The sequence below is a fragment of the Halomarina salina genome (assembly GCF_023074835.1).
Lineage (GTDB): Archaea > Halobacteriota > Halobacteria > Halobacteriales > Haloarculaceae > Halomarina > Halomarina salina.
Genome location: NZ_JALLGW010000001.1, coordinates 2272041 through 2288454 on the forward strand (window position 1 = coordinate 2272041; position 16414 = coordinate 2288454).

12 protein-coding genes and 1 tRNA gene are annotated in these 16414 nt (G+C 65.8%); 8 read left to right on the forward strand and 5 right to left on the reverse strand.

What is annotated here, in order from left to right; translation table 11 throughout:
- Positions 1 to 55: 55 nt before the first annotated feature.
- From MX571_RS11640 to MX571_RS11660, 5 genes are all read left to right on the forward strand, one after another.
- Positions 56 to 2023 carry a 3-hydroxyacyl-CoA dehydrogenase/enoyl-CoA hydratase family protein gene (locus MX571_RS11640; protein WP_247416849.1) on the forward strand — a complete coding sequence of 656 codons (1968 nt, stop codon included), beginning with the start codon at positions 56 to 58 and terminating at the stop codon, positions 2021 to 2023.
- Positions 2024 to 2159: 136 nt separating this feature from the next.
- Positions 2160 to 2234, forward strand: a tRNA-Glu gene (locus MX571_RS11645).
- A 487-nt stretch (positions 2235 to 2721) separates the two neighbouring features.
- Positions 2722 to 3039 carry a HalOD1 output domain-containing protein gene (locus MX571_RS11650; RefSeq protein ID WP_247416851.1) on the forward strand — a complete coding sequence of 106 codons (318 nt, stop codon included), beginning with the start codon at positions 2722 to 2724 and terminating at the stop codon, positions 3037 to 3039.
- A gap of 121 nt (positions 3040 to 3160) precedes the next feature.
- Complete coding sequence (locus MX571_RS11655) at positions 3161 to 3577, forward strand: Hsp20/alpha crystallin family protein (RefSeq protein WP_247416852.1); 417 nt, start codon at positions 3161 to 3163, stop codon at positions 3575 to 3577.
- Positions 3578 to 3742: 165 nt separating this feature from the next.
- Positions 3743 to 5761, forward strand: coding sequence for an AMP-dependent synthetase/ligase (locus MX571_RS11660; protein WP_247416854.1), 2019 nt, complete (start codon positions 3743 to 3745; stop codon positions 5759 to 5761).
- A gap of 142 nt (positions 5762 to 5903) precedes the next feature.
- Here MX571_RS11660 and MX571_RS11665 read toward each other — a convergent pair whose 3' ends face one another.
- From MX571_RS11665 to MX571_RS11685, 5 genes are all read right to left on the reverse strand, one after another.
- Positions 5904 to 6455 (reverse strand): DUF7344 domain-containing protein, encoded by a 552-nt coding sequence (locus MX571_RS11665; RefSeq protein ID WP_247416856.1) that lies wholly within the window; start codon positions 6453 to 6455, stop codon positions 5904 to 5906.
- A 121-nt stretch (positions 6456 to 6576) separates the two neighbouring features.
- The gene (locus MX571_RS11670) at positions 6577 to 8574 is read right to left on the reverse strand and encodes a SpoVR family protein (RefSeq protein ID WP_247416857.1); all 1998 of its coding nucleotides are present in this window, start codon (positions 8572 to 8574) and stop codon (positions 6577 to 6579) included.
- Positions 8567 to 9886: a YeaH/YhbH family protein gene (locus tag MX571_RS11675; RefSeq protein ID WP_247416859.1), complete on the reverse strand. Its 1320-nt coding sequence runs from the start codon at positions 9884 to 9886 to the stop codon at positions 8567 to 8569. The genes MX571_RS11670 and MX571_RS11675 overlap by 8 nt, the downstream gene beginning before the upstream one ends.
- Complete coding sequence (locus MX571_RS11680) at positions 9877 to 12153, reverse strand: PrkA family serine protein kinase (protein ID WP_247416860.1); 2277 nt, start codon at positions 12151 to 12153, stop codon at positions 9877 to 9879. Before MX571_RS11680 ends, MX571_RS11675 begins: the two co-directional genes overlap by 10 nt.
- 36 nt (positions 12154 to 12189) lie before the next feature.
- The gene (locus MX571_RS11685) at positions 12190 to 14262 is read right to left on the reverse strand and encodes a PrkA family serine protein kinase (protein ID WP_247416862.1); all 2073 of its coding nucleotides are present in this window, start codon (positions 14260 to 14262) and stop codon (positions 12190 to 12192) included.
- 424 nt (positions 14263 to 14686) lie between these two features.
- Between MX571_RS11685 and MX571_RS11690 the strand changes: the two genes are divergently transcribed.
- Genes MX571_RS11690 through MX571_RS11700 form a run of 3 tightly spaced genes read left to right on the forward strand, consistent with a single transcriptional unit; the run spans position 14687 to position 16400 of the window.
- Positions 14687 to 15121, forward strand: a complete 435-nt coding sequence (locus tag MX571_RS11690) for a DUF5820 family protein (protein WP_247418475.1) — start codon at positions 14687 to 14689, stop codon at positions 15119 to 15121.
- Positions 15122 to 15146: 25 nt separating this feature from the next.
- Positions 15147 to 15593: a UPF0179 family protein gene (locus MX571_RS11695; protein ID WP_247416864.1), complete on the forward strand. Its 447-nt coding sequence runs from the start codon at positions 15147 to 15149 to the stop codon at positions 15591 to 15593.
- Between the two features lie 60 nt (positions 15594 to 15653).
- On the forward strand, positions 15654 to 16400 hold the full coding sequence (locus MX571_RS11700) for a hypothetical protein (protein WP_247416866.1): 747 nt from the start codon (positions 15654 to 15656) through the stop codon (positions 16398 to 16400).
- Positions 16401 to 16414: the final 14 nt, after the last annotated feature.

Here is a 16414-nt window from a genome sequence, read left to right on the forward strand (position 1 = left end):
CTGTCGGGTGGATGGGAAACGTTGAACACGGCCCGCCAAGTGGGGCCAGTTGTCTATGAACGCCGACGACATCCAGACCATCGCCGTCCTCGGTGCTGGCAACATGGGCCACGGTATCGCCGAGGTGGCGGCCATGGCCGGCTACGACGTCAACCTCCGCGACATCAACGAGGAGTTCGTCCAGAACGGCTACGACCAGATCGAGTGGTCGCTCGGCAAACTCGCCGACAACGACCAGTTGAGCGAGGAGGAGGCCGACGCCGCGCTCGACCGCATCACCCCGCTCGTCGAGATGAGCGAGGCCGTCTCGGACGTCGACGTCGTCATCGAGGCGGTGCCCGAGAAGATGGACATCAAACAGGACGTGTACGGCGACGTGGAGGAGTACGCGCCCGACCGCGCTATCCTCGCGTCCAACACGTCGTCGCTGTCCATCACTGACCTGTCGGAGGTCACCGAGCGTCCCGAGCAGTTCTGCGGGATGCACTTCTTCAACCCGCCCGTGCGGATGCAGCTCGTCGAGGTAATCTCCGGGGCACACACGGCCGACGAGACGCTGGAGGCCATCGAGGACCTGTCTGAGTCGTTCGGCAAGACGCCCGTCCGCGTCCGCAAGGACGAACCGGGGTTCATCGTCAACCGCGTCCTCGTTCCGCTGATGAACGAGGCGTGCTGGATCGTCTCGGAGGACGACGCCACGATGGCCGAGGTCGACTCGACCGTCAAGTACGACATCGGCCTCCCGATGGGCGCGTTCGAACTCGGCGACCAGGTGGGCAACGACGTCACCTACCACGTGCTGGAGTACATGTACGAGACGCTCGGCGAGGCGTACGAACCGGCGCCGCTCCTCGAAGAGGTCGTCGAGGAGGAGCGCTACGGCAAGAAGTCCGGCGAGGGGTTCTACGACTACGAGAACGGCGACGGCGCGGACGTCCCGACCGACGAGGGCCGCGAGGACGTCAAGCACCGACTGCTCGCGACGATGGCCAACGAGGTCGGGAACCTCGTCGGGCAGGACGTCGCCCCGCCCCGCGACATCGACCAGGCCGTGATGCTCGGCGCTGGCTACCCCGACGGCCCCGCGAAGATGGCCGACGAGGCGGGTCTCGACACGCTCGTCGAGACGCTGGAGGACCTCCACGACGAGACGGGCGCGGCGCGCTACGAGGTCTCCGACGGCCTCCGCGAGGCGGCCGAGGAGGGCGGCTTCCACGGTGCCGACGACGAGGACACCGTCGAGTTCACCACCGTCTCGCTGGAGTACCCCGGCGACCAGGTCGGACAGATCGTCCTCGACCGCGAGGCCCGGATGAACACCATCAGCACGGACATGCTCGACGAACTGGCCGACGCCGTCGACGTGCTGGAAGACGACGACGACGTGCGCGCCATCCTCATCACCGGGAAGGGCGACCGCGCGTTCTCCGCGGGCGCGGACGTAAGCGCCTTCGCCTCCTCGGCGGAACCGCTCACGGGCATCGAACTCTCCCGGAAGGGCCAGCGCACGTTCGGCAAACTGGAGGAGTCGCCGCTGCCGGTCGTCGCGGGTATCGACGGCTTCGCGCTGGGTGGCGGCCTCGAACTCGCCGCCTGTGCCGACCTCCGCATCGCGTCGGACCGTTCGGAACTCGGCCTGCCGGAGCACTCCCTCGGCCTGATTCCGGGCTGGGGCGGCACGCAGCGTCTCCAGCGCATCGTCGGCTTCGGCCGTGCGAAGGAGATCGTGTTCACCTCCGACCGGTACGACGCGGAGACGATGTACGACTACGACTTCGTCAACGAGGTCGTCCCGTTCGGCGAGTTCGAGGAGAAGGCCCACGACCTCGCGGCGAAGATGGCACGCGGGCCGCCCGTCTCCCAGAAGCTCACGAAGCGGACGATGCTCCGTGGCTGGGAGGACCCCGACGCCGGACTCGAACTCGAAGCGCAGTCGTTCGGCCACCTGCTGGGCACCGACGACCTGATGGAGGGCATCACGGCGTTCATGGGCGACCGAGACCCGGAGTTCGAGGGGAAGTGACCCGAACTCGGCCTGTGACCGCCTGACAGCCACGCGCCGAAAGACAGCCTTTATCAACGGGAGGGCCGCAGTTTGATTCGTAGCTCGGTCGTCCCACGGAGCGAAGCGACGTGGGCACAGCGCTGAGCGAAGTGACGCTCGGTTGGTGTAGTCCGGCCAATCATTTCGGCCTTTCGAGCCGATGACACGGGTTCAAATCCCGTACCGAGCATTCTGCGAGGAGTATCCCGACGAGCAGATGCGCGACGAGTGGTTTGAACCCTGCGAGACGCAGCACGAACGGAGTGAGTGACCGTCTCGCTTCGGTTCAAATCCCGTACCGAGCACTTTTCGAGTGAACGTAGTGAGCGCGAAGAGCGCACAGCGTCGGGAGTTGTATCGGGAGAGAGCGAAGCGAGCGAGTGCGGTTCGCGTCCCGCCCTGAGCAGTCTTCGAGGGACCGTCTGAGGAGCGGACGGTGACTGGCGCACCACGGTACGCCGCCGAACGACGTGACCGACGTTCGATGACCGGCCGACGCGCCGACCTGTCCGACGCCGTGTGAGCTGTCCCGAGGCTCCTCTCCGCCGTACGCTCGCGAACGAACGGTCCGTCGGCATCGAACACCTATCGTTCATCTATTTGTCTTACGTAAGAAACTTCTTGTCTGACAAACATTCATTATCTCATGGTTACTCTCTGTGGAAGAGGACGCTCAGATGAGTACTATCGAATCCCCGGATGGACGTGTCGAGCTGTCGAGTCGGAACGAGTGCGACCACCGAGTCACCCACGAGGTCGGTGGTCCCGCGTCACTCAGCGTCACCGTCGTCAGCGCGGTCAGCGAAGCACTGGACGCGGACGTGACGGCAGTCGACCCGCTCTACGAGAGCGTCGACCCAGACGCCCTCGACTCGCTGTTCGCGTCCGCGACTGCCGGGAACCGTTCTACGACACGTATCTGCTTCGCTCACGACGGCTGTTCGGTCACTATCTACGGCGACGGTGAGGTTCTCGTCACGGTTCTCGACGACTAGCTATTACTGCGGGAGCGTGGCTCAGGCGCGTGATATCAGCAGTCTCGCAACGGTTAATATCTGAGATGCCGTCGGTACGGCTCGAACGATTATGAGTATCCGACGAAGTTCCTTCGACGACATGGACCGAATGTTCGACCAGATGCGCCGCTCGATGGTCTCCCCCTGGTCGGGCCGCGTGGCCGACTGGGACCTGCCCGAGATGTCCCGCCTCACCGGCCGCACTGACAGCAACCTGAGCATCGAACGCGACGACGAGGGCTACGTCGTCCTCGCCGACCTCCCCGGCTTCGAGAAGGAGGAACTCGACCTCGAGTTCGACGACGGCGTCCTCTCGGTCAGCGGTCGCCACGAGGTCAGCGAGGAGTCCGACTCGGGCACCTCGATGCGCGCTCGCTCGGTGTTCGAACAGGTCCACATCCCCGGCGACGTCGACGTCGATGCAATCTCCGCGACGTACCGCAACGGCGTCCTCGAGATTCGCCTCCCGTCGATGAGCGACCGGGGCGACGACTCCCACCGCATCGACATCGACTGAGCACGCTCGCTCGGACGCCCTCAGCCCTCCGATCCCTCCGACGCGTTACTGCACTCCTCCGCATCGTTTCTCGGGTATTTCCGACCACGACGGCCCCGTTTACCACGGTTGGATTGGTAATGTACAACAACATTCATTACTGCGACTTACAATCTACCACTAACGATGGCAACACAGCGACCCTCCGGGACCGAACCGTCGTGGCTCGAACACGAACGAGAGTACACCGACGAGGTCATCGGCGAGGATACCCTGGCCGTGATGTTCGAGCGGAGCGCCGAGCGAAACCAGACCCGCTCGGCCCAGCGCTACAAGGGCGGCGTCTACGACCGCTCGCTCGTCGCCGAGGGTGTTGTCAACGCGGCTCCGAACGGGGGGTACGCGACGCTCTCGTACGGCGACATGCGGGACATCGTCCACAACCTCGCCGCCGGGTTCCGGGACCTGGGACTGAGCGCCGGGGACCGCGTGGGGATCTTCGGTAACACGCGGATGGAGTGGGCGCAGAGCGACTTCGCCCTCCTGCAGGCTGGTGGCGTCGTCACCACCGTCTACGCCGAGTCCTCGCCACGGCAGGTAGAGTACCTGCTCGACAACCCCGGCGCGACGGGCGTCGTCGTCGAGAACCAGGAACTCCTCGAACGGGTGCTCGAAGTCGAGGACGAACTCGACCTCTCGTTCGTCGTCGTCATGGACGAGATATCGGGGTACGACGGCCGTGAGGACGTGCTGACCCTCGGCGAACTCCACGACCGCGGTGCCGAGGTGTTCGACGCCGACGAGCACGCCTCGTGGCTCGACGAGCGCTCCCCCGAGGACCTCGCCAGCCTCATCTACACCTCCGGAACCACCGGGCGGCCGAAGGGCGTCGAACTGACGAACGCGAACCTCCGGGCGAACGTCAACCAGTGCCGCAAGCGGATGGGGCCGCGCCCGGACAAACCCGCCGACATGCCCGCCATCACCGCCGGGAGCGAGGCGCTGTCGTTCCTGCCGCTGGCGCACGTGTTCGAGCGGACGGCGGGACACTTCCTCCTGTTCGCCTCTGGCGCGACGGTCGGGTACGCGGAGTCGTCCGACACCGTCGCCGACGACATCCAGACGCTGTCGCCGTCGACGGTCACCTCCGTCCCGCGCATCTACGAGCGCATCTACGACTCGATGCGCGACCAGGCGGCCGGTTCCGCCCCGAAGGAGCGCATCTTCAAGTGGGCGGTCGGTGTCGCCCGCCAGTACGCTCGCGCCGACTCGCCCGGCGCGGCCCTGCGGGCCAAACACGCCGTCGCGGACCGTCTCGTCTACTCGAACGTCAAGGAGAAGATGGGCGGCAACATCGAGTTCTTCGTCTCCGGTGGGGGGAGCCTCTCGAAGGACCTCGCGCAACTGTTCATGGGGATGGGACTCACCATCATGGAGGGGTACGGCCTCACCGAGACGTCGCCAGTCGTCACCGTCAACCCGATGGAGGACATCCGCCCGGGAACGCTCGGCGTCCCCCTGGTGGACATCGAGACGCGCGTCGACGACGCGGAACTCGACGAGGACCAGAAACGCCGGGCCAGCGGCGACATCGGCGAACTGCAGGTGAAGGGGCCGAACGTCACCCGTGGGTACTGGGAGCGTCCCGAAGCCACCGAGCGTGCGTTCACGAGCGACGGGTTCCTCAAGACCGGCGACATCGTCGAAGTGACCGACGACGGCTATCTCGTGTTCCACGAGCGTCTCAAGCAGATCCTCGTCCTCTCGACCGGGAAGAACGTCGCGCCCGGTCCCATCGAGGACGCGTTCGCCACCACCGACCGGGTCGACCAGGTGATGGTCATCGGCGACAGTCGGAAGTTCGTCAGTGCGCTCATCGTCCCCAACTTCGAGGCCATCGACAACTGGTCTGACCGCTACGACGTCGACCTGCCGGACGACCGCGCCGCCATCTGCGACGACGACCAGGTCAGGGCGTACGTCCAGACGGTCGTCGACAAGGTGAACGAGAAACTGGAGAAAGAAGAGCAGATCAAGCGGTTCGAACTCGTCCCCGAGGAGTGGACCGCCGAGAACGACCTGATGACTCCCTCGCTGAAGAAGAAACGCCGGAACATCCTCGAACGCTACCAGGGCGAGGTCGACCAGATATACGCCGACGCCGAAGCCGAGAAGGAGGCCGCACGCGCACAGAGCGACGACTGAGACCAGAACCCAGTCGATAGCCTTCTTCTCCTATCCCGGAACTCTACGTCGCCCGCCAGAGTGCGTCGGTGTGAGCGACAGCCGGCGACTCGCATAGGTGTCGCTGGACGGTCTCCACACGATAGTCGAAAGGTATCGGGGTTCAGACGGGGCCGTCGTCCTCGTCGCGCGGGTTCTCCATGAACGGGAGCCGCCCGTGCATCGACGTGGTCTGGACGACGGCGGAGATGGCGAGGAGGACGAAGAAGCCCACCGCCCAGACGGCGGGCGAGAGTTGTGAGACGATAGGGGCGGAGATGTCCGCCGCGACGACGGCCCCGGAACCGAGCGCAGCGAGCGAGACGTAGTACGCGGCCCAGTTGAGGTCCCGGCTCGGGACCCCCATGTACGCCTCGATGTCGCGGATGCGGTCCTCCAGGTGGACGACCTTGTTCTCGCCGTCGTAGCTGACGATGCCGAGTTCGTCGAGTTTCGGCAGATGTGTCTGATGAAGTGACACGTACGCGCTTTGACGCTTCTGTCGGGGCGGCGGTCGTTCGCCGGTCTCCAGACCGGCGACCTGCTCGGACAGTTCGCCGACGTCCAGCGACCCCTCTGCGCCGCGGAGACAGTGTAGCGCCAGTCGTCGCCGGTCGTTCCGCAGGACGTCGTATATCTCGCCTTCTTCGAGTGGTTGGTGTGCTCCTATCGCCATTCTCCCACCGGACCTGACAGGTCGTTACTGATGAGTGTCTCCGAGTGGTCAAAAAGGCTGCGGGAATACGGCCGGCCGGACGGCGGTCAGGGTCAGGCGGAACGGGGCGAACTCACCCGAATCACGCCAGCCAGTCGTCGGGTTTCGTGTCGTAGTCGATGTCCGTCGCGGCGAGGTGTTCGACGTCGTCCCACGCCAGCTCCTCCGTGGTGACGCGGTCGCCGTCGTAGCGGACGAGGACGCCGACCTCCTCCGGGACGGGTTCGCGGTCCCGACGCCGGGCGACCTCGACGTCGTGGTCGTCGAGTCGCTTGGTGATGGTCTTGAGGTTCACCGGGCGTCCCCACAGTTCGAAGACGCGTTCGAGCACCTGCTTGGCCTGCTTCAGGTCGAGCATGACGCCGTTGTACTGGTGGGCGAGCAGCAGTTCGTTGCGGTTGTTGTAGTTGGCGTCCTCGACGGCGACGGTCGGCTTGCCGAAGTTCGTGAACTGCAACATCAGCTTCTTCTTCACGTCCTCGACGTCGGTGCTGGTCGCGCGGTAGTCGCGCGTCGAGTGCGTGAACTCGTACGTGAAGTAGTGGTTCTGGTCGACGAACTCCTGGCTGAGGAACTCGTCGAGGAACGTCACGTCGTTGTGGCTCTCGCGGATCTCGCGCATGCGGTCCCAGCCCGCACAGCGGTCGACGTCGGCGAGCGCCTCCTCGACGTCGGCGTAGCGCGCGTCGTCGAACATGTACCGCGCGATGCGTTCGAGGTCCGACTGCGCGAGGCGCTTGAGGAACCCGCGGTGCTGGCGCTTCACGAGCGAGTAGTGGCGCTCGCAGAGGCCCTCGTAGGTGAGCACCTTCCACGGGTAGCGGTCGACGTCCACCTCGCCCGCCCGTGCCCGCTCCAGTTCGTCGGCGTCGACGCGCGAGTCGTCGGGGTCCAGGGCGTCGAGCGAATCGGCAGAGATGCTGTCGAGCGCGGCGTCGGGTTCGAGCGCCGCCTGTACCTCGTCCAGGTCGATGCGGTCGTGGAAGTTGCGCCACGTGACGCCCTCCACGCGGAGGAGTCGCTCGGCGACCTCCCGGCGGTTGGTGGCGTTCTCGATGTACTCCCAGAGCTCCTTCCCGAGCTTGTACGGGTTGAACCCCGGCGAGTTGAGCACCTGCGCCTGGTGGTCGGCGTAGTCGAGGAACTCGTCGGCCTCGGCGAACCCTTCCTCGCCCATCATCATCGACTCCCAGTAGGCCGCCCACCCCTCGTTCATCACCTTCGTCATCTTCTGGGGGGCGAAGTAGTACGACTCGCGGCGCAGGAGTTCGAGCGTCTCGCGCTGCCAGTCGTCGTACTCGACGGCTCGTTCGGACTCCTCGTCGTAGGCCATCCCGTGGGTCCGGAGGAAGGCGAGCACGTCGAGTTCGGGTTCCTCGGGGAACTTCCCGCCGCCCTCGTCGGGTCGCTGCGCCTCCAGCCACTCCTCGTCGAACACCTGCTGGCGGACCTCCTCGCTCAGCCCGAGGCTGTCGAGCTGGTCGGCGATGTCGTCCAGTTCGGCGTGGTCGCCGTCGCCCTCGATGGTCGTGAACGGTCGGTGCTGGTCGATGCAGTCCTCCAGACAGAGCACGTTGTCTATCCACGCCTCGACGGCCTCGCGGTCGACCTCCGGGTCGTCCATGTACGACTCGATGGTGTCGGCGTGGCCCTCCAGCATCGCCGCCGCGTTCGGGTCGTCGGCGAACAGGCCGAACCACTGGTTGTTCTTGAAGAAGTCGGCGTGGGCCTCGACGTGCGTGATGACCGCCTTTTGGTCGGCCATCGCGTTCGACTCCTGCAGGAACGCGTGGCTCGGATTGTCGTTGTTGACGATCTCGAACGCCTTCCCGCCGAGGAACTGGGTCTGCTTCTGCTGGCGGTCGTACTGCATCCCCCACCGCCAGTGGGGGTAGCGTTCCTGGAACCCGCCGTAGGCGATGAGTTCGTTCATCTCGTCGTAGTCGACGATCCAGTACTTGACGGGGAACGGGTCGAGGCCGAGTCGTCGCGCGAGGGCGTTCGCCTCGCGGACCGGTTCCTCTAGCTCCCCGGCGATGCGCTGCTTCTGTAGTCGTTCGGTGTCCGAGTCACTACTCATCGTTGCTCTCCGTGCTGAGGATGGTGTAGATGGCGCCGACCACGTCCTCCGGCCCGGTGACGTAGGCGACGGCCACGTCGCCGCTGTCGCCGAAGTGCCGTTCGACCTCCTCGGCGTGGGTCGCGTTGATGGCGTTGCCGCTCGGCTGGGTCTCCACGTACGCGTGGAGGTTGGCCGGAATCTGCTCCATCAGCGGCACGACGCGCTCTTCGGTGTCGTTCGACGAGTTCTCCGAGTCGCCCGCCGCGAACACGTAGCGGTTCCACTCGCTCCACGGGTACTCCTCCAGCAACTCGGCGGCGAGTTCGTACGCGCTGGAGATTCGCGTCCCGCCACCGGAACGGATGCCGAAGAACTCCTCGCGGTCGACCTCCCATGCGTCGGCGTCGTGGGCGATGTAGACGAACTCCGCGTTGTCGTACTTGCCCGTCAGGTACCAGTCGAGCGGCGTGAACGTCCGCTCGACCAGCTCCCGCTTCTTCTCGCGCATGCTGCCCGAGACGTCGCGAATGTTGACGACGACGACGTTCTTCTCCTTCTCCTCGACGATCTCGGGGTAGCGGTAGCGCTCGTCCTCGCGGCGGAACGGGACCTGCTTGAGTCCCTTCCGGCGGATGCGCTGGGCGGTCGACTCGCGGTCGATGATGGCGGTCATCTGGTCGATGCTCGCCCACCGGTCGCGCTCGTCCTCGGGGATGTCCGTGTACGCGTCGACGATCCAGGCGTGGGAGACGGGGATGTTCTGCTCGCGCGCCCACGCGTACACCTCGTCGGGACCCCAGCCCTCGACGCGCAGTGCCTCGCGGATGTAGTTCTCGTCGAACTCCATCGCGAGTTTGCGCTTCAGCCCCTGCTTGAACAGGCGCTCGAAGTCGAGCGTGCTCGCGGGACCCGTTCGGGTGATGTCCGTGTAGTCGCCCTCCGTCTCCTCGACGACCTTCTTCCCCTTCGGGTCGAGGTCGAGGCCGAGTTCCTCGTCGAGCTCCTGGGCGAACTCCTCGGGGTCCATCTCGTAGTACTCGTGTTCGCCGCCCTCCTCGCCGGGGTCGCCGTCCTCGTCACCGTCGCCGGGTTGTGGCTGTGGCTGGCCGACGGGGTCGCCCGGTTGCGGCGTCCCGCCGTCGCCCTGACCCACGCCGCCCTTGTCCAGCTGGTCGTACTCGAAGGCGGGCAGGTCGACGATCTTGATGGGTATCTTCACCTCGTCCGGGAGGCTCTGTCCGAGGTCACCGTACTGGATGAACTCGGAGAGGTCCTGGCGGCGCTGCTCGCCGACCTCCCGGTAGCGTTCGAGGTCGTCTCTCAGTCCCATCGGTAGCTCACCTGGCTCATGACGTGTCTGCTGGTCAGTTCCGCGGAGGCCTCGCTGTAGTCGAACAGCTCCTGGAGGTTCCGGACCGTCCGCTCCTTGACGCTCGCCGTCTCCGTCCCGCTCGGTGGGTCGTCCCACTGGCGGGGGTCGAAGTCCTCGTAGGTGCGGCGGACGTCGTCCCAGTCGTGGCTGCCGAGGATGGTCGAGATGACGGGAATCTCCTTGAGGTTCACGTCGCCGACGCGGAACTCCTCGTCGCGGTTGCGCCACGCGTGGCGGTTGAGCGCGGTGATGACCTTCTCCGTCCGGAAGTCGGTCACGGCGGGTCCGGCCTCGGTGCCCTGGAAGTGGGTCTCGTCGAACCGCCCGAGGTGCTCTATCTCGAACACCTTCATCAGCAGCGGGTCGGGTTCGACGAGTTCGCCCCGCTCGTTCTCTATCTGCTCGTTCTCGACCCAGGCGTAGACGTGCTCGACGTACTCCTCGACGGTCTCCTCGTCGACGCGCTTCTCGCGCATGATGCCCGCGAGCACGTCCTCCTCCTGACGCGAGAAGATGCGGTTCTTCACCTGGACGACCCGGTTCTCGAACTCGGTACGTTCGGAGTCCGAGAAGACGGGGGCGTCGATGAACCCGCGTGCCATCCGGTTCAGTACGTCGCGAGGCATGATGACGTGCTCGACGGGGAGCTCCGGGTGGTGACGGTCGGACTCCTCGTTGAGCAGGTCGGCGACGATGTCCCGCGTGAACGTCACGGGGATGCCGTGTTCGCCGTCCTCAGCGTCGTGGCCGAAGTCGAAGTCGTCCTTGTCGCGGCGCTCGTCGCCGTCGCGGATGAACCCCGCGTCGAACAGGAGCGCCTTGTCCACCAGGTCGAGGCCCGTCGGCAGGTCCTCGGTGTCCAGTCGGCTCACCACGTCGTAGAGCGCCGCCGCCTCGATGGCGTGTGGGGCGAGTTCCTTCGTGTTCACCCGGCGTTCGCTGTCCCGGACGTCGATGTGGACCGGCTGGCGTATCTGCTCCTCGAGCTGGTCGTAGTTCTCGGCCGTCCACACCGTCGTCTCGTTGGTGAGTTCCCGACGGAGGAGCTCCGCTTCGAGCGAGAGGTTCGTCAGGTAGTGGAACTCGTGTTTGTCCAGCCGTCGCTTGAGCGCCTTCAGCGGGTCCTGTCCGGCGCGTTCGGCGTGCTGGTTGAGCTGTGCTTCGAGGTCCGGGTTCGAGATGATGATGAGCTGGGTGTCGATGTCCATCCCGATGCCCTTGTCCAGCTTCACGTGCGCCTCGTCGGGCACGTTCAGCAGTTTCTGGAGCAGGTCGGCGTGCTGGGCGGCGTCCTCGACGAGCGTCAACAGCCCGTTGCCCTGCGAGAGGACGCCGTCGTAGCTGAACGCCTGCGGGTTCTTCCGCCCCCGCGAGTTCAGCGCCTGCAACATCCCGTGCATCCACGACCCGACCAGTCGCTCCTTGGGCGACCCGTCGTCCTCGGAGTGGAGGACGCCGATGCCCTGGCCGACGTCCATCACGACGTTCTTCACCCGGAGGTGTTTCGGGTCGGTGACCGCCGAGAACAGGTCCTCGCGACCTTTCCGGCGGTACTGCTCTTCGAGGAAGTCGTACGCCTCCCGGCAGAACGGGTCGAGATCCGTCTCGACCGTGATGGGGATGTGGTCGTCGAGCGACCCGTTCAGTTCGCTCAAAAGTTCCTGGCGCACCTCGCGCGGGAAGACGCTCAGCGGGTGGGCCTGGACGGGGCTCTCGTACCACGCGTCGTCGTCGGTCGGCGAGGCGTCGTCGTAGGTGAGGCCGCCGCCCGCGTCGGACCCGGAGATGTTCCACTCGACGGTGTAGCGTCGTCCCTCGTCGGTCTTGGAGAACTCGCGGAGCCCGTTGATGAGACAGCGCTTCAGTTCGGACTTGCCGGTCGCCGTCGGGCCTTCGAGCCAGACTATCTTCTCCTCTTTGCCTCGGCGAGCGGCGATGGAGCGCAGGTCGTCGACGAACTCGTTGAGCACCTCGGTGTTGCCGAGGATGGCGTGCTCGCCGTCGTTGTGCGGGTCGTCGAAGAAGCGGTAGCGCTCGTTCTCCTCGCCCTCCTCGACGACGGTCCGGGTCCCGGAGGCTTCGATGGCTTCGAGGAGGTACTTCGAGGCGTGGGCGGCGAGGTGCGGGCGTTCGAACAGGCGGTCGACGTACTCCCCGAGGCTCATCGGCTCCTCGTAGGTGTCGGTGAGCGCGCGGTCCGCGTCGGCGATGAAGTCGTGCGTCATGGTGGTCTCGTGGCGGTCATGGCGGAATCACGGGTGTCAGTCCTCCATCTCCGTCTTGGCGACCTCCGCGCCGGCGAACTCCAGCACCTCGCGGGCACCTTCGGGGGAGTAGCCCTGGTCGACGAGCGCGCTGATCCACGCGTTGCGCTCGTCGTCCTCCATCTCCCCGGACGACACCAGCGCCGAGAAGTTGATGTTGTGCTTCTTGTCCTCCCAGAGCTTGCGCTCCAGGGCGCGACGGAGGCGGTCGTTGTCCTGCGGGTTGAACGACGTCCCCTCGCGGGCGCGTCGGCTGACCCAGTTCGACACCTCCTGGCGGAAGTCGTTCTTCCGGTCCTCGGGGATGTTGAGTCGCTCCTCGACCGACCGGAGGAACTGCTCGTCCGGTTCGGTCTCGCGACCCGTTATCTCGTCTTCGATGGTGTCGTCGTCGATGAACGCCATGACGTGGTCCATGTACTTCTCGCCCTGGCGCTGTATCTCGTCGACGTCGTACGCCAGCGCGTGGCGGACGTCCTCGATGGCGCGCTCCTTGTACTCCTCGCGGACCATCTCCAGGTAGCGGTAGTAGCGCTCGAAGCGGTCCTCCGGAATCGAGCCGTGGTTCTCCAGATTGCCTTCGAGGTGGTTGAACGTCGTCAGGGGTGAGAGGAAGCCGCGACCGCGGTGCATCGAGTCCATGATTGCCTCGGCTATCTCGTCGCCGATGAACCGCGGGCTGACGCCCTCCATCCCCTCGCCGATCTCGGCGAGTTCGCCCGCCTCGTCGCGGAGCTTCTTCACGTCCACGTCCTCGGCGTCGTCTATCTCGCCGTTGTAGGCCTTCGCCTTCTGGACGATGTCGACGGTGCCACCCGAGGGCTCCTCGATGCGGGTGAGGACGCCGAACAGCCCCGCCATCTCCAGCGTGTGGGGTTCGACGTTTATCTCCGGCACGTCGGCGTTGTTGAGCATCTTCTGGTAGATGCGCGACTCCTCCTCGTACTGGAGGACGTAGGGGAAGTCGATGCGCTTGGTCCGGTCGTTGAACGCCTCCATCTTCTCGTCGCCCTTCTTGTCCTTGTACTCGGGCATGTTGGTGCGTCCGACGATGACCTGGTCGATGTCGATTCTGGGGTTGTTCTTCGGCTTGATGGTCTGTTCCTGGGTCGCGTGCAGGAAGTCGTAGAGGAACTCCCGCTGAAGCTTCAGCAGCTCCTCGCCGGAGAACAGCCCACGGTTCGCGTTACAGAACGCGCCCGAGTAGTCGAAGGCGCGGGGGTCGCTCTCGCCGTAGACGGCAATCTTGGAGTAGTTGACGTCGCCCGTCAACTCCGTCTCGTCCTGGTTCTTCTTGTCCTTCGGCTCGAACGTCTCGACGCACTGGCGCTTGTTCTCGTCGGCGACCAGTCGGATGACCTCGACGTGGTTCTCCAGCACCTGCTGGAGGTCGTCGTCGTAGTGTTCGAGCAGTCGGTCCATGTAGAACTCGCTGGCGGGGTCGAGCGCCTGCTCGTTCCGGATGGTGTACGGCGCGTCGAGTCGCTCGTTCAGCTCCTCGACCAGGCCGTCGCGCTGGGAGAGCGGAATCAGGACGATGGGGTCCTGGTTCATCGGACTGCGCACCACGTCGTCCGCGGGGTCCTGGTCTCTGATGACGTCACAGAGGTTGGTCCACCGGAACGTGTACATCCGCCCGTCGTCGCGGGCGGTGTAGTCCTCGAAGTAGGTCCGGACCTGTCGGTCGAAGTCGGACTTCCCGGAGCCGACCGGCCCGAGGAGGAGCTTGATGCGCTTCTCTGGACCCAGGCCACGAGCGCCAGACTTCACCTTGTTGACGAACTCGTGGATGGACTCGTGGATGTTGCGACCGTAGAAGGTGTTCTCGCCGTCGTTGAGGGGGTCCTCACTGGCGAGTCGGTACTCGACGACGCCGAGGTCCTCGTCGTACTCGGTGCCGTAGTAATCAAACATGTCCGCGACGCGCTGGTGTGCGTTCCGCGCGATGTGCGGGTCCTCGAAGACCTCTTCGAGATACCAGTCGAACGTGTGCGTCTGACGGAGGTCCGACGGTATCGAGTCACGGTACTCCTGACTGAGGTCTGCGAGCGTTTCCATGTCGCCTTTCATGGTATCACGGAGACGGATGTCTCGTTTCCCCCGGTGGGGACCGGGCAGCCACGCTGCACGGTAGCGTCGACGACCCACCCGTCGCGGCCGACATCGACCGCGAGGCCACCTCTCGCCCTGCGACACCCACTACCCGTTGTCGGGCTGGGGGCGAGCAGAGAGAAAGAGGTGAATGGGCGGGGCCACCGATACTGTGAATAGTGTGTTATGGCTTGCCATAGATAAACCTTGTCACAATACACCGTAATCCGATACGTTTCCACTGAGTTTTCCCCCGAGAAATCGCTACGCGTGGGCAGTTCGGACGGATCGTGCCGACTTCCGACGAGTTCGTGGGTTTAAGTCAGCACTGTCGAAACCCGACCACACGACACTTGCCCGCGCCGCGCGAACGACGGGTATGGACCACGATTCGTCGACCGATATGACTGGCGGGGGGGAGGCTGACGAGAGTGGGGGAGAGACGGTCGTCGACCCCGACACACTGGCCGAGGGATGGCGCGTCTGGAGCGACGCCGACAACCGACTCGTCCTCGCCTACCGACCGGACGTGTTCGACGGGAGCGAGTACCCCGCCCCGTGCCTCCCGACCATCTACGTCACCCACGGCCGCCGGAGCAAGCGCCCTGGGACGCCCCGCAACCCCGCGCCGGGCGACCCGTGGGTCGTCACGCTGTTCCTCGAACCGGAGGTGTCGCGCGACCCGGCGCACTTCGACGAGCGAGGGGCGGCTATCGAGGCGGCACTCGACGTGGCCGAGCAGTTCACGAGCGGCGAGATCGACTACCGTGACCTCTACCAGGTCCCCCGCGAGGAGTACTTCGACGCGCTCGACGAGTTGACGGGACGGGAGGCTTAACACCGCCGACCGACGACAGGCGAGCATGGCCAAAGTCACCCTCATCGGTCCTCGCCTCGCGGAGACGGGTACGGAGTTCGTCTTCGAGGGCGAGTCGACGCTGTGCGAGGGCTGTCCGTACCGCGGGCAGTGTCTCAACCTGACGGAGGGCGTCCGCTACCGCGTGACGGGCGTCCGCGACTCGGGACTGCTCGACTGCGCAGTCCACGACCAGGGCGTCACCGCGGTGGAGGTCGAACCCGCCACCGTCCGCGCGAACGTCGCCTCGACCGGCGCGTACGCCGGGTCCAGCGCGACGCTCGAAGGTCCCTGTCCGTACACCGAGTGCCCGAGCCACGAGTTCTGCGAACCCCTCGGCGTCGACTTCGACGAGTCCCGGAAAATTCGCGAGGTGGAGGGCGACCCGCCCCACGACTACTGCGCGCTCGACCGGGACCTGACGCTCGTGGAGTTCGAACCGAGCGAGACCTGACCGGACAGCGTGGTCCCTCCACCACTCTCCGACCCCGTCCGGTTCGACGGTCGCTCGCTCGTGAGTGACGACGCCGACTCCCCCGACGCGCTCGTCGCGCTGGTCCGGGCGCTCGGGCCCCACTGCGACGCCGCGTACGCCCTCCTCGAACGGCCGCCGACGGCCGTCGACGAACCGGGTGTCCCGAACCCGCAGGCGGTGTGGTCCGACGTGGAGTCCGCGTTCGTCCCGACGTGGACCGGGTGGACGAACGAGAACTCCCAGCGCCGCTGGCACCGCACCGAACTCCCCGACCACCTCGACGACCTCGCCGCGCTCGCCGACCTCACTCGGACCGGCGTCGGGCAGTGGTTCCTCCACACGCTGGCGCTCGCTCGCGACGACGAGTGGGTTCTGGTCGCCGTCCCGCACTCGCGGTTCGTGGCGCTGTCGAACGCCTCACGAGTCCGGGCGGCAGCGAGCGATGCACTCGCTCCGTACTACGCTGCGCTCGTCGACGGCGAGGAGACACTCTCGTGGACGGACGGCGACCGAACGTTGACCATCCGGAACGGGAGCATCTGCGTCGACGGTGACGGGAGCGGTCACTGCTGGCCGCTCTCGCGTGTCGAGGCCGTCGAGCGCGTCGGCGAGCGGACGGTCCGCCTCGGCTGGGCCGACCGCTCGCACGGCCCCGTTCGCCGAGCAGTCGGGCGACTGCTCCGGACGCCCAACCCGCCCGAGCGAGTCGTAGTCCCCGACGAGGAGACCCGCGACACCGTCGCGGACGCTATCGAGTCGTTCCGTGCTTCGTACGAGCCGTCGTAGTGGGCCTGCGTCGG

Excerpts from the sequence above, each read along its gene's own strand:
- MX571_RS11665 (WP_247416856.1), bottom strand. The coding sequence starts at position 6,455 with ATGGCGATAGGAGCACACCAACCACTCGAAGAAGGCGAGATATACGAC.
- MX571_RS11640 (WP_247416849.1), top strand. The coding sequence starts at position 56 with ATGAACGCCGACGACATCCAGACCATCGCCGTCCTCGGTGCTGGCAAC.
- MX571_RS11690 (WP_247418475.1), top strand. The coding sequence starts at position 14,687 with ATGACTGGCGGGGGGGAGGCTGACGAGAGTGGGGGAGAGACGGTCGTC.
- MX571_RS11685 (WP_247416862.1), bottom strand. The coding sequence starts at position 14,262 with ATGAAAGGCGACATGGAAACGCTCGCAGACCTCAGTCAGGAGTACCGT.
- MX571_RS11650 (WP_247416851.1), top strand. The coding sequence starts at position 2,722 with ATGAGTACTATCGAATCCCCGGATGGACGTGTCGAGCTGTCGAGTCGG.
- MX571_RS11675 (WP_247416859.1), bottom strand. The coding sequence starts at position 9,886 with ATGGGACTGAGAGACGACCTCGAACGCTACCGGGAGGTCGGCGAGCAG.
- MX571_RS11695 (WP_247416864.1), top strand. The coding sequence starts at position 15,147 with ATGGCCAAAGTCACCCTCATCGGTCCTCGCCTCGCGGAGACGGGTACG.
- MX571_RS11655 (WP_247416852.1), top strand. The coding sequence starts at position 3,161 with ATGGACCGAATGTTCGACCAGATGCGCCGCTCGATGGTCTCCCCCTGG.
- MX571_RS11680 (WP_247416860.1), bottom strand. The coding sequence starts at position 12,153 with ATGACGCACGACTTCATCGCCGACGCGGACCGCGCGCTCACCGACACC.
- MX571_RS11670 (WP_247416857.1), bottom strand. The coding sequence starts at position 8,574 with ATGAGTAGTGACTCGGACACCGAACGACTACAGAAGCAGCGCATCGCC.
- MX571_RS11660 (WP_247416854.1), top strand. The coding sequence starts at position 3,743 with ATGGCAACACAGCGACCCTCCGGGACCGAACCGTCGTGGCTCGAACAC.